The sequence below is a fragment of the Labedella gwakjiensis genome (genome assembly GCF_003014675.1).
GTDB classification, from domain to species: domain Bacteria; phylum Actinomycetota; class Actinomycetes; order Actinomycetales; family Microbacteriaceae; genus Labedella; species Labedella gwakjiensis.
The window spans coordinates 1,887,711-1,900,345 of the sequence record NZ_PYAU01000001.1; the positions used below are offsets into that span (position 1 = coordinate 1,887,711).

The window sequence follows — 12,635 nt, forward strand, 5'->3', positions numbered from 1 at the left end:
ACGAGGCTCGCGCATCGTCTCAGCGAGGACAGGACAGGGAGGACGACCATGGGAACGACACGTGTCGCGACGACCTGGCCCCGCGTCGCTGCGGCCCTCGCCGCCGTCCTCGGGGTGACGGTCCTCGGCGGCTGCACCACGACGGAGACGTGCGTCGACTGGGTCGCCTATGACGACGACGAGGCGCGGATCGCGGATTCCGATCTCGTGGCCGACGTTCGTGTGGTCGAACGGGACGGCACGGAGGAGATGTTCGGCTACGAGGCGAACGCATGGACCGTCGAGGTGGACGACGTGGTGTCGCCACTCGACGACACCGACATCCGAACAGGTGACCGACTCCGCGTCGTCGCGACGCCCGTGACGTGTTCGGAGGCGTCCTATCCGGACGGGGACCCGCTCGACGTCGACGGCGTCGTGCGCGTCTACCTCAGGGACGCCGGTGCGAGCGGGACGGACGGAATCGCCGACGGGTCCTGGAGTCTCATCACACCGTACGACGGCGTCGGTCCCGTCGAGGGCTGATCACCCACGGCCCGACGCGCCACCCCCGTCGTCCGCTCAGGTGGGCTGGATACGATCGATGGACCATCCCGAGGAGGTCACCATGTCGAACATCGATCCCGTGCGCATCGCCGCCCTCGACGAGGCCGTCGCCCGTTGGGCCAAGAACGGGTGGAGCGTCTCGTCCGTGTCGGGCGCCACCGCCGTCCTGCAGCGGAAGAAGCGCATCGGCTGGTTCTGGAACCTCGTGCTCACGCTCCTCACCGGCGGGCTGTGGCTCATCGTCGTTGTCATCCGTGTGGTCAACCGCAAGATCCAGACCGTCGTGCTCACGGTCGACGAGTACGCCCGCGTTCACACCTCGTAGGCATCCGGATGCGAGAGACGGGGATGACGCGCCCCGTGGCGCGCCATCCCCGTCTCGGTATAGCAGGGGACGAGGTCAGGCGATCGTGCCCGTGCCCTCGGCCTCGATGCGGTCGTCGTGGAGCAGCTCGCCCTCGGCGTCCACCGGCGTCACCGACACGTCGAACGTGATCGGCGAATCCGCCTGGTACGGGAAGTTCTCGCCGTACGAGTACTGCTCGCCGGTGCCGAGCGTGTACACGGACGGGTCGACGTAGGCGCCGTCGGCGAGCGCGTCGGTGTTCACGCCCTGCTCCTCGAAGAGGGCGTCGTCGACGACCGAGTCCATGCCCTGCATGTAGGGCCAGTCGTCGTACCGCGCGTCGACGCTCACGAGGCTCGACCCGAGGTCGACGGGGTCGCCGGCGTTGGAGACGACGTAGTTGACGAAGACGATCTCGTCGCCCTCGTCGATGATCGGCTCGTTGGTGTCGGGGTCCACGAACTGACCGGTCTTCGTGGCCGCCGTGGTGCCCACCTGGTAGACCTCGACCGTGATGCCGCCGTCGAGCTCGATCGTGGAGATGAGCTCGCCGCCCTCGGTCACGGGGTTCGCCCAGGCGGGCTGGCCCTCGGCCGCTGGTGCCTCCGACTCCTCCGACTCGCTGGGCTCGGGCGCGGCGGACTGCTCGGTCTCGTCGGCCGGCTCCTCGGAGGCGGTGGAGCACCCGGCGAGTCCCAGGATGCCGATCGACGCGATGGCGGCTGCCGCCAGGCTGCGGGAACGAATGGTGCGCACGGAGTGCATGGTGTCCTCTTTCTCTCGGCTGTCCTCCGACGCTAACGACGGGCCAAGGGACGGGTCGATGGGGAGGGGTACTCCTCCCCATACCCGGCCGCCGCCCGTGGGTCGCGTCTTCGTCGACACCGGAATAGGCCGCGGCGTCCGACGCGTTGGACTCCGTATGACGACCTCTTCCACTCCCCTCGTTCCCATCGGCCGCTCCGACGTCCGCGTCTTCCCGCTCGCGCTCGGCGGCAACGTCTTCGGCTGGACGGCCGACCGCGACACGTCCTTCGCGATCCTCGACGCGTTCACCGACGGCGGCGGCAACCTCGTCGACACGGCGGACGGCTACTCCCACTGGGTGCCTGGCCACACGGGAGGGGAGTCGGAGACGCTCATCGGCGAGTGGATCGCGCGTACCGGTCGCCGCGACGACCTCGTGATCGCCACCAAGGTGAGCACCAACCCGCAGTTCGCCGGCCTCGCACCCGAGAACGTGCGTGCTGCCGCGGACGCGTCGCTCGCCCGCCTCGGGACCGACGTGATCGACGTCTACTACGCCCACTTCGACGACGACTCCGTCCCCCTCGAGGACACGGTCGCGGCGTTCTCCGGTCTCGTCGACGCGGGCAAGATCCGCACGATCGCGGTCTCCAACTACACGGCTGAGCGCATCGACGAGTGGATGGCGATCACGGAGGCGAACGGGTTCCACGCTCCCGTCGCGCTTCAGCCGCACTACAACCTCGTGGAGCGCGAGTTCGAGGGCGCCCTGCGCGAGCGCGCCGAGCGCTTCGACCTCGGCGTCTTCCCGTACTTCGCGCTCGCGAAGGGCTTCCTCACGGGCAAGTACCGCGGCGGCGCCGTGGTGGACAGCCCGCGCGCCGGCGGCGCTGCCGAGTACCTGAACGCGCGCGGCGACGCGGTGATCGAGGCGCTCGACGTGGTCGCAGAGGCGCACGGCGCGAGTCTCGCGACGGTCGCCCTCGCGTGGCTTCGCGAGCAGCCCACGGTGGTGGCGCCGATCGCGAGCGCGAGCCGCCTGGAGCAGCTGCCCGACCTGCTCGCCTCGGCGACGCTCGAGCTCACCCCCGCCGAGCTCGCCTCCCTCTCCGCCGCCTCCGCCTCCTGACCCCGCCCCTCACCCCTCCAACCTGACCCCAAAAAGATTTCGATACGGCACGAAATTTCGGGCTGTATCGAAATCTTTTTGGGGTGTGAGGGGCGGGGCGAGGAGGGGAGCGGGCGAAACATGGGCGCAACATGCGCGCGTGTAGGCTCGGCCCATGGGAGACCTTTTCGACGGATACGGCGCCACTCTCGCGCCCCGGAAGACCGTCAAGGGCGTACCGCCGTGGGACGAGATGTTCGAACACGGGGCCTCCCCGGGTGGCGAAGCATCGGCCCGCGCCGGCTACCGCGACATCTACAACTCGCTCGCCGCCATGACGCAGGAGGAGCTCCGCGGACGCACCGACGCCCTCGCGAGTTCGTACCTCGCCCAGGGGGTGACGTTCGACTTCGCCGGCGAGGAGCGGCCCTTCCCGCTCGACGCCGTGCCGCGCGTGATCGAACAGGGCGAGTGGACGGGCGTCGAGGCCGGCATCAAGCAGCGCGTCCGTGCGCTCGAGGCCTTCCTCTCCGACGTCTACGGTCGTCAGAACGCAGTGCGCGACGGCATCATCCCCGCGAGCCTCATCTCCTCGTCCCAGCACTTCCACCGCCAGGCGGCCGGCATCACGAGCGCGAACGGCGTGCGCATCCACGTCTCGGGCATCGACCTCATCCGGGACGAGAACGGTGAGCTCCGCGTTCTCGAGGACAACGTGCGCGTGCCGAGCGGCGTCAGCTACGTCATCTCGAACCGACGGGTCATGGCGCAGACGCTTCCGGAGCTCTTCGTCTCGATGAAGGTCCGCCCCGTCGGCGACTACCCCAACAAGCTCCTGCAGGCGCTCCGAGCGAGCGCGCCGAACGGCGTCGAGGATCCGAACGTCGTCGTCCTCACCCCCGGCGTCTACAACTCGGCGTACTTCGAGCACACGCTGCTCGCGCGCCTCATGGGTGTGGAGCTCGTGGAGGGCCGTGACCTCTTCTGCGCCGGCGGCAAGGTGTTCATGCGCACCACGAGCGGCCCGCAGCGCGTCGACGTGATCTACCGTCGGGTCGACGACGAGTTCCTCGACCCGCTGCAGTTCCGCGCCGACTCGATGCTCGGCTCGCCCGGCCTCATGCTCGCGGCGCGACTCGGCAATGTCACGATCGCGAACGCCGTGGGCAACGGCGTGGCCGACGACAAGCTCGTCTACACGTACGTGCCGGATCTGGTCCGCTACTACCTCGGGGAGGAGCCGCTCCTCAAGAACGTCGACACCTGGCGTCTCGAGGAGCCGGGTGCCCTCGAGGAGGTGCTCGACCGGCTCGACGAGCTCGTCGTGAAGCCCGTCGACGGCTCCGGGGGCAAGGGCCTCGTGGTGGGGCCGGACGCCTCGCCGAAGGAGCTCGACGAGCTCCGCACACGACTGACGGCCGACCCGCGCGGCTGGATCGCCCAGCCGGTGGTCATGCTCTCGACGATCCCGACACTCGTGGAGGACGGGATGCGTCCGCGTCACGCCGACCTGCGTCCCTTCGCCGTCAACGACGGGAACGACGTATGGGTGCTGCCCGGCGGCCTCACCCGCGTGGCGCTCCCGGAGGGTCAGCTCGTCGTTAACTCCAGCCAGGGCGGCGGATCGAAGGACACATGGATCGTCGGAGCTGCCGAGCACCGCGGCGTTCCGGAGGACTCCCCGCACGACATCCAGGGCCTCGTCGCCGATCAGGCCACGGTGACCCAGGCGATCCCGATCATCTACGCCGATCAGCCGGAACCCGAGCACTCACCGTACGACAAGCCGAGTCGTTCCGGGCAGGCGGAGCAGCAGCAGCAGACGCACACGCCCGAGTCGCCGCAGCAGCATTCGCCCTACGAAGGACCGGGCGCGAGACAGGCCGAACAGCAGCAGCAGTCGCGCGAGAGCGTCGGCACGAACGGGACGGAGGGCGACGCATGCTGAGCCGCATCGCCGAGAGCCTGTTCTGGATCGGACGCTACATCGAGCGCAGCGACGGCACGGCCCGCATCCTCGACGTGCACCTCCAGCTCCTCCTCGAGGACCCGTGGATCGACGAGAACTCGGCCTGCCACTCGCTCCTCAGCGTGATGGGCAGCGACCACGACAACGACGTGCCGCTCACGCGGGAGGACGTGCTCCGCCGACTGGCCGTCGATCGCACGCACCCCTCGTCGATCGCGTACTCGATCACGGCGGCACGCGAGAACGCCAGGCGAGCCCGCGAGATCGTGTCGAGCGAGCTGTGGGAGTGCCTCAACACCACCCGCACGCGCATGCCGCGACGCGTGGACGCCGACCAGGTGCACTCGTTCTTCCGGTGGGTGCGCGAACGCTCGGCGCTCGCCGTGGGCATCGTGGACTCGGCGACGAGCCGCGACGACGCCTGGCGCTTCTTCACCCTCGGGCGCAGCATCGAGCGCGCGGACATGACGGCCCGGCTGCTCGCCACACGGTCCCTCACGGAGGCCTCGGGTCCTTCGTGGACCACAATCCTCCGCTCGTGCGGTGCCTACGAGGCGTACCTGCGCACGTACCGCGGCGTGCCGAGCGCCACGAACGCGGCCGAGTTCCTGCTGCTCGATCGGCTGTTCCCGCGCTCGATCATGTTCTCGATCATCGAAGGCCTGGAGTGCGTGCGCGAGCTCGAGCCGCGATCCGACCGCGTCGGGGTCTCCGGGCAGTCGCAGCGGCTGCTCGGTCAGATCCGCAGCGAGCTCGAGTACACCCCGATCACGCAGATCCTGGAGGACCTGCCCCGCCACATGGACAACGTGCAGCGGGCCACGCTCGAGACGTCGGAGGCCGTGCGTCAGCGGTTCTTCCCGACGCAGGCGGAGCCGAGCTGGATCGGGGAGAACGCATGAAACGGCTACGGATCGTTCACCGCACGGGCTTCACCTACCAAGGGCACGTGCAGACGTCGTACAACGAGGCGCGCATGCTGCCGTCGACGACCGATGGGCAGTTCGTCCTGGAGGCGGGGATCCAGATCGATCCGCCCGCCAGCCAGAACGTGTATACCGACTACTTCGGCTCCAAGGTGACGGCGTTCGAGGTGCTCACGAAGCACAGCGAGCTGTCGCTCACGGCGTCGAGTCTCGTCGAGGTCCGCCCGCGGCCGCATCACGACAGCGGCATCACGTGGGAGCAGCTCGATCAGCTCGTACGGCGCAGCGTCGAGACGGTGGAGCAGAGCGAGCAGACGCATCGCACGGCGCCGCCTGAGGATCTCCTCGAGCTGGCGCGCGAGGTGCGTGAGCGGCACGAGACGCCGTACGGAGCCGCGCTCGAGATCGCCGAGACGATCGGCCGCGCCGTCGAGTACGTGCAGGGGGTCACGGGGGTGCAGACCACGGCGGCCGATGCGTGGAGCAAGAAGCACGGCGTCTGTCAGGACATCACGCACATCACGCTCGGCGCGCTGCGTTCGATCGGGATCCCCGCCCGGTACGTGTCCGGTTACCTGCACCCGAGACCGGATGCTCCGATCGGCGAGACGGTGACGGGCGAGTCGCACGCCTGGGTGGAGTGGTTCTCCGGTTCGTGGCACGGGTACGACCCCACGAACCTCATCGAGATCGGCGATCGTCACGTGCTCGTGGGTCGCGGCCGCGACTACCGCGACGTGGCCCCGCTGCGTGGGGTCTACGCCGGTCCGTTCACGTCGTCCCTCTTCGTCCGCGTGGAGATCACCCGCGAGTCCTGACCCTCCCCCTCGCCGCCCCCCAAAAAGATGGCGATACAGCATGGGGTTTCGGGGTGTATCGCCATCTTTATGGGGTAGGGAGGATGCGGGAGGAGTTGTCCGCGATCCACGAGACGAGCGGGAGCAGGCGGTCGGCGAGGTCGCGGCCGAGCGGCGTGAGGCTGTAGTCGACGCGCGGCGGAATCGTGGGCTGCGCCTCGCGCAGCACGAAGCCGTCCTGCTCGAGCAGCTTGAGCGTCTGCGCGAGCATCTTCTCGCTGATCCCCTCGACGCCGCGACGCAGCTCGCCCCAGCGGAGAGAACGCTCGGCGAGCGCGACCATCACGAGCACGCCCCACTTGCTCGTGACGTGATCGAGCACCACCCGCGTGGGGCAGGCCGCGGGGAAGACGCCGTCCGTGGTTCCGGGACCCGAGAGGAGCCCGCCGAGAATAATCGGGTCGGTCGATGCCTGAGTTTGCACATAACTTTCCATCAGGTAGGTAGCTTACCGCAAAGTGGGTACTGCGGATCGGGAAGAATCACAGCCTCGCCGTGTTGGCTGTGAAGTACGCATTCCGACGGAAGGACCTCCCATGACCACCGCACCCACCCCCATCGTCGTCACCGGCGCCACCGGCCCGCTCGGCCGCCACATCGTCGAGTCGCTCATCACCCGCGGTGTCGCGGCGGGCGACATCGTCGCGGTGGGCCGCAACGAGGAGAAGCTCGCCGACCTCGCGGGCACCGGAGTGCGCACGGCCGTCGCCGACTACGCCGACCGCGCCTCCCTCGATGCCGCACTCGCCGGTGCAGGAACGCTCGTGCTCGTCTCCGGCAGCGAGGTGGGTCAGCGCGTGCAGCAGCACACCAATGCGATCGACGCGGCCGTCGCCGCCGGCGTCTCGCGCATCGTCTACACGAGCGCCCCCAAGGCGACGACCTCCGCGCTCATCCTCGCGCCCGAGCACAAGGCCACGGAGGAGTACCTCGCGCAGGCCGGCGTCGCCACGACGATCCTGCGGAACTCCTGGTACACCGAGAACTACGCAGCCGACGTGGACCGCTCCGCCGAGTCGGGCGTCCTCGTCTCGAGCACGGGAGACGGCCGCGTCGCGAGCGCGAGCCGCGCCGACTACGCCGAGGCCGTCGCCGCCGTGCTCACCTCCGACGGGCACGAGGGTGCGGTCTACGAGCTCTCGGGAGACGTCGCCTGGACGTACGCCGACCTCGCCGCCGCGATCACCGAGATCACCGGCAAGCCGGTGGAGTGGAAGAACGTCTCCAGCGAGGAGCACGTCGCCATCCTCACCGGCGCCGGCCTCGACGAGGGAACAGCCGGCTTCGTGTCGGCGCTCGACGGCAACATCCGCGACGGACTGCTCGCCGAGACGAGCGGGGACCTCTCGCGCCTCATCGGTCGTCCGACGACCCCGCTCGTCGAGGGGCTGCGCACCGCGACCGGCCGCTGATCCGTCACGACGGCCACGCCGGTCGCGATGACTCGCTCCGACGGCACCGCCCTCATCGGGTGGTGCCGCCGGGCGGTCCGGTCGGTGGGACGGACGCGGACTCAGCGTGATGGGGACGCGGGACGCACCCGGAAACGCCAGGCGCGGGGCCGGTCTCGTCGCACCGACCAGAGTGCGTCTGCGCGGTCTGCGTGATCGGTGCCGGCATTCGTCGGCTCGAGGGCGAGGACCGGGCGGGCGCTGAACTCCCCGGAGTCCCAGTAGAGGCCGAGCCAGGGGATCTCCGTCGGATCCCACGAGAGGTCGAGTCCTCGGCCGTCCGAGCGTCGCACCCCGGCGGTCACCCACGGGCCGGGCCCGCTCGTGTCAGCTCCCCGCGTGTGGGAACCGGACGGGTCGGGGCGGAGCGCGTCGGAGCGGACGAAGGCCTTGAAGCCCGCGGGGCGCCCGGCCGCCTCGTCGATCCACGAGCCCGGGGGGACGTCGATCGCCCGTCCCGGATCGGGGTACTCCCCGAGGACCGTCCGCACCCCCGGAAGGTGGAACGTCGTGCCCGGCTCGGCGGTCATGACCGGGTGCGCCGACCACAGGAACGGTCGATCGCCGTCGGCGTCCGTCGATGCGTGGTAGCGCAGCTCGATCCCGTCGTCGGTCGCGGCGATGGTGCGTCGGAGCGAGACCTCCGACGATGCCGACCGCGCGTCGAGCACGACCGACCCGTCCGTGGAGGGAACGACCGTCCACGCCGTGTTCCACAGGTCGCCGTGGTCCGGGAGCGACGCGCTCGCGGCGATCGTCGGGAGCGCCTCGTCCCACCCGCCCATGCCGGGGTGCTCGAAGTCGGCGGCACCGGCGGGCGCCGGGGTCGACGGGGCGAGCCACTCGAACCCGTCGTGAGTCAGACTCACCACCCGGCCGCCGTTGTCCGGATCCACGACGAGGCGCAGCCCGCCGCCGCCCACGACCTCCCTCATCAGCCGGGGAGCCCCACCCGCCGCTCGCCGGAGCGCAGCTGCTGGATGATCACGGCGACGACGAGCAGGCCGCCCTTCGCGACGTTCTGCCAGAAGCTGTTCACCCCGAGCAGGGTCATACCGTTCGTGAGGATCCCGAGCAGGATGACCGCGAGGATCGTGCCGGCGATCGTGCCCTTGCCGCCCTTGAGCGCCGCGCCACCCAGCGCCGCGGCGGTGATCGCCTCGAGCTCGAGGCCCTCCGAGCCGGACACGGGCTGACCCGACCCGGTGCGCGCGGTGATGAGGAGACCGGCGATCGCGGCCACGGCGCCCGTCACCATGTACACGCCGAGGATGTAGCGGTTGATGTCGATACCCGCGAGGCGCGACGCCACGTCGTTGCCGCCGACCGCGTAGATGTTGCGGCCGATCGTCGTGTAGCGCAGCACGATGTGCGCGAGGATCGCGATGACGATGAGCACCCAGATGAGCGTGGGGACTCCGGCGATGCTGCCCCGGGCGAGGAAGACGAAGAACGGGTCGGCCCCGGTGTAGCCCTGCGCTCGGCCGTCGGAGACGAGCTGCGCGACGCCCTTGTAGGCGGCGAGGGTCGCGAGCGTCGCGATCACCGGGTTCACGCGGCCGAAGACGATGATGCAGCCGTTCACGAGGCCACACACCACGCCGATGAGGATCGCCCCGCCCACGCCGAGCGCGGCCGTGCCGGTGACGGAGAAGATCATCGCGGAGGTCACCGACGTGAGCCCCGCGATCGAGCCGACGGAGATGTCGAGGGCACCGAGGATGATCACGATCGTCTGCACGATCGCGAGGAGCCCGGAGATCGCGACGGCCGTGCCGATCACGCGCAGGTTCGCGACGGTGAAGAAGAGCGGGTTCTGCGAACCGATGATCGCGACCACGAGGGCGATCGCCATGAGGAGGGAGACGTTCTGCACGCCGACGGCGGACAGCGCGCGCCGGAACGGGCCGGGGCCGGCGTCGTCCGTCGGCGGGCTGACCGAACCGGTCGGGGTGGTGGTCGAGGGGGTGGGCACCGGAGTGCTCCTTTCGGACGGGTCGGACGTCGTTGTCATGAGAAGGTCGGCTCCTCTTCCATGGCGAGGGCGAGGATGGACTCCTCGCTCGCGCCGCGGGAGGGAACCTCTCCGGTGATGTGGCCGTGCGCCATCACGTAGATGCGGTCGGATATCCCGATCACCTCGGGCAGCTCGCTCGAGACCACGAGGACGGCGACACCGGAGCGGGCGAGCTCGTCGATGATCGTGTAGATCTCCGACTTCGCCCCCACGTCCACGCCACGCGTGGGCTCGTCGAGCAGCAGGAGCTTCGGTCCCGTCGCGAGCCAGCGTGCGAGGACGACCTTCTGCTGGTTGCCGCCCGAGAGCGTCCCGACGATCTGCTCGGCGGACGGCGTGCGGACGCGCATCCGGGTGATGTACTCGGCGGCGAGGGCGCGCTCGGCGTGCGAGCGCACGAAGATCCAGCGGGACAGCTTCCGGAGCATCGCGAGCGCCATGTTGTCGCGCACCGTCCGCTGCAGGAGGAGGGCCTCGGCCTTGCGCTCCTCGGGTGCGAAGCCGATGCCCGCCGCGACGCTGTCGGCGGGGCTGCGGAAGCGGCGGGCGGTGCCCGAGACGCGCAGCTCGCCCGCCGTGAGCGGGAAGTCGCCCACGATCGTCTTCATGAGCTCGCTGCGCCCGGCGCCGACGAGACCGGCGATCCCGACCACCTCGCCGGCCCGCACCGTGAGCGAGATGTCGTCGACGAATTCGTTCGAGACACCGATGAGTTCGAGGACGACCTCGCCGGGGGTCACGGCCTCTCGCTGGAAGAACTGCGTGAGGTCGCGCCCGACCATCATGCGCACGAGCCCCTCATCGTCGATGTCCGCTGCCGCCTCGGTGCCCACGAGCCCGCCGTCACGCAGCACGGTGATGCGATCGGCGAGCTGGAAGATCTCCGCCATGCGGTGGGAGACGTAGCCGATCGCGACCCCTTGGTCGCGCAGGCGCCGGATGACCGCGAAGAGGATGGCCACCTCGTCGTCTCCGAGGGAGGAGGTGGGTTCGTCGAAGCAGATCACCTCGGGCTCCGAGATGAGCGCCCGCATGATCTCGACGATCTGGCGCTGGGCCGGCGAGAGGGTGCTGCCGATGAGTTCGGGGCGGATGACGCGGGCGAAGCCCCAATCGTCGAGGGCGGCCGCGGCGCGCTCGAGCAGCTCCGAGCGCTTGTAGCCGAGCCGGCCGAGCGACCCGATGAAGATGTTCTCCGCCACCGAGACGTGCGGCACGATCTCGGGCTCCTGCGCGATGACCCGCACACCGGAGGCGCGGGAGGCGCCGGGACCCGCGAAGACCACGGGGGAGCCGTCGAGCTCGAGCACGCCGTCGTCCGGCTGGTAGTCGCCCGTGATGATCTTGAGGAGTGTGGACTTGCCCGCACCGTTCTCGCCCATGAGGGCGGTGACCTCGCCGCGTCGGAGCTCGAGCTCCACGCCGCGGAGGGCGCGGACGGGCCCGAAGCTCTTGGTGATGCCGCGTGCGGCGAAGGCGATGCCCGTTCGGGTCTCGCTCATGGGTGCTCCTCGTCGTCGTCGATCGGTGGGGCGGAGGGTGGCCCTGCGACGTGCGGACGTCCGTCGTCCTCTCGGACGATCAGTCGACGGATGTCCGCACGTCGCGGGCTGGGGTGGACCTACGTGCAGACCACGCCCTCGGACTCCCAGTTGCTCGCGTCCACGATCTCCGTGTTCGCGATCGACTGGGGAGGAAGCGGTGTGCCGTCGCGCAGCAGAGCGACCATCGAGGTCACCGCTGCCTTGCCGACCTCGGCGCCCGAGATGAAGAGGGCAGCCTTGTTGCCGGTGTCCTGGCCGGCGGCCCAGTCCTTGCAGGTGAGGTACGCGCCGAGGCCGACCCCGATGATGTCGTCGCCCGAGACGCCCGAGTTCTGGAGCGCCGTGACGATCCCGGTCTCGTTCTCGTCGTTGCAGCCCCAAACGATCCAGTGCTTCACGCCGGCGTTGGCCGTGATGACCGCGCCGGCCTGGTCCTGCGCGTCGGTGACCGAGTTGTCGGTGCCGATCTCGATGAGCTCGGGGGCGTCGTCGCCGACGGCCTCGGTGAAGGCCGCCTCCGCGCCGTCGACCCGCTGCTGGCACACGCTCAGGTCCTGCTTGTAACCGGACAGGATGCGGGTGTCGGCGGCGTCCCAGCCGGCGTCCATGTAGAGGTCGGCCGCGGCGTTGCCCACCTCGGTGCCCATGGCGGTCCCGTCGAAGCCGGCGAACGGCGCATCGTTGCCCTCCGCGTCGGTGATGATGTCGTCGGACGCCATGATCGGGATGCCGGCCGCGTCGGCCGCCTCGATCACCTGCGGGCCGATCTGCTGGTCGGGCACCACGATGATGATGCCGTCGACACCCTGCGCGATCGCGGAGTCGAGCTCACTGATCGCCTTGTTGGAGTCGGTGCCGAGGTCGACGACGTTGATGGTGACGTCGCCGAGCTCCTCGGCCGCGGCCTTGGCTCCGTTGGCCTGGTCGACGAAGTACTGCTGGTCGCCCTGCTTCTGCAGGTACGCGATGGTGAGGGGACCGTCCTTCGGGCCGCTCGACGCGCCGCCGCCTGAACCGGCCTCCTCCATTCCGGAGGAGCACGCGCTGAGCGCGACGAGGGCGACGAGGGCGCCCGCCGCGGCGAGAGCACGACGCCGGCGTCCTGCTGTGGATCTGTTCATCGT

Annotated in this window: 13 protein-coding genes; 7 read left to right on the forward strand and 6 right to left on the reverse strand. The window is 69.9% G+C overall.

All coding sequences use genetic code 11. From position 1 onward, the window contains the following. Positions 1-48: 48 nt before the first annotated feature. Positions 49-525, forward strand: a complete 477-nt coding sequence (locus CLV49_RS08935) for a hypothetical protein (protein WP_106563232.1) — start codon at positions 49-51, stop codon at positions 523-525. 82 nt (positions 526-607) lie between these two features. Then, positions 608-871, forward strand: coding sequence for a hypothetical protein (locus CLV49_RS08940; protein WP_127054364.1), 264 nt, complete (start codon positions 608-610; stop codon positions 869-871). Positions 872-946: 75 nt separating this feature from the next. Here the strand turns inward: CLV49_RS08940 and CLV49_RS08945 are convergent, their stop codons facing one another. Beyond that, on the reverse strand, positions 947-1,657 hold the full coding sequence (locus CLV49_RS08945; protein ID WP_243696632.1) for a hypothetical protein: 711 nt from the start codon (positions 1,655-1,657) through the stop codon (positions 947-949). A 157-nt stretch (positions 1,658-1,814) separates the two neighbouring features. Between CLV49_RS08945 and CLV49_RS08950 the strand changes: the two genes are divergently transcribed. The 4 genes from CLV49_RS08950 (at position 1,815) to CLV49_RS08965 (ending at position 6,460) form a co-directional block, all read left to right on the forward strand. Further along, positions 1,815-2,768 (forward strand): aldo/keto reductase, encoded by a 954-nt coding sequence (locus CLV49_RS08950; protein WP_106563234.1) that lies wholly within the window; start codon positions 1,815-1,817, stop codon positions 2,766-2,768. 154 nt (positions 2,769-2,922) lie between these two features. Further along, a complete protein-coding gene (locus CLV49_RS08955) occupies positions 2,923-4,695 on the forward strand; it encodes a circularly permuted type 2 ATP-grasp protein (protein WP_106563235.1) in 1,773 nt (590 codons plus the stop codon). Continuing rightward, positions 4,689-5,618 carry an alpha-E domain-containing protein gene (locus CLV49_RS08960; protein WP_106563236.1) on the forward strand — a complete coding sequence of 310 codons (930 nt, stop codon included), beginning with the start codon at positions 4,689-4,691 and terminating at the stop codon, positions 5,616-5,618. The genes CLV49_RS08955 and CLV49_RS08960 overlap by 7 nt, the downstream gene beginning before the upstream one ends. Beyond that, complete coding sequence (locus CLV49_RS08965; RefSeq protein ID WP_106563237.1) at positions 5,615-6,460, forward strand: transglutaminase family protein; 846 nt, start codon at positions 5,615-5,617, stop codon at positions 6,458-6,460. Before CLV49_RS08960 ends, CLV49_RS08965 begins: the two co-directional genes overlap by 4 nt. A gap of 67 nt (positions 6,461-6,527) precedes the next feature. Here CLV49_RS08965 and CLV49_RS08970 read toward each other — a convergent pair whose 3' ends face one another. Further along, positions 6,528-6,896 carry a winged helix-turn-helix transcriptional regulator gene (locus CLV49_RS08970; protein WP_243696708.1) on the reverse strand — a complete coding sequence of 123 codons (369 nt, stop codon included), beginning with the start codon at positions 6,894-6,896 and terminating at the stop codon, positions 6,528-6,530. A gap of 139 nt (positions 6,897-7,035) precedes the next feature. Here CLV49_RS08970 and CLV49_RS08975 point away from each other — a divergent pair, with 139 nt between their 5' ends. Beyond that, positions 7,036-7,911, forward strand: coding sequence for an SDR family oxidoreductase (locus tag CLV49_RS08975; protein ID WP_106563239.1), 876 nt, complete (start codon positions 7,036-7,038; stop codon positions 7,909-7,911). A 101-nt stretch (positions 7,912-8,012) separates the two neighbouring features. Here the strand turns inward: CLV49_RS08975 and CLV49_RS08980 are convergent, their stop codons facing one another. The 4 genes from CLV49_RS08980 to CLV49_RS08995 form a co-directional block, all read right to left on the reverse strand. After that, positions 8,013-8,885 carry an aldose epimerase family protein gene (locus CLV49_RS08980; RefSeq protein WP_106563240.1) on the reverse strand — a complete coding sequence of 291 codons (873 nt, stop codon included), beginning with the start codon at positions 8,883-8,885 and terminating at the stop codon, positions 8,013-8,015. Beyond that, positions 8,885-9,925 (reverse strand): ABC transporter permease, encoded by a 1,041-nt coding sequence (locus CLV49_RS08985; RefSeq protein ID WP_208019803.1) that lies wholly within the window; start codon positions 9,923-9,925, stop codon positions 8,885-8,887. Before CLV49_RS08985 ends, CLV49_RS08980 begins: the two co-directional genes overlap by 1 nt. Positions 9,926-9,960: 35 nt before the next feature. Further along, a complete protein-coding gene (locus tag CLV49_RS08990; protein ID WP_106563242.1) occupies positions 9,961-11,469 on the reverse strand; it encodes a sugar ABC transporter ATP-binding protein in 1,509 nt (502 codons plus the stop codon). 119 nt (positions 11,470-11,588) lie between these two features. Then, positions 11,589-12,632 carry a substrate-binding domain-containing protein gene (locus CLV49_RS08995; protein ID WP_106564984.1) on the reverse strand — a complete coding sequence of 348 codons (1,044 nt, stop codon included), beginning with the start codon at positions 12,630-12,632 and terminating at the stop codon, positions 11,589-11,591. Positions 12,633-12,635: the final 3 nt, after the last annotated feature.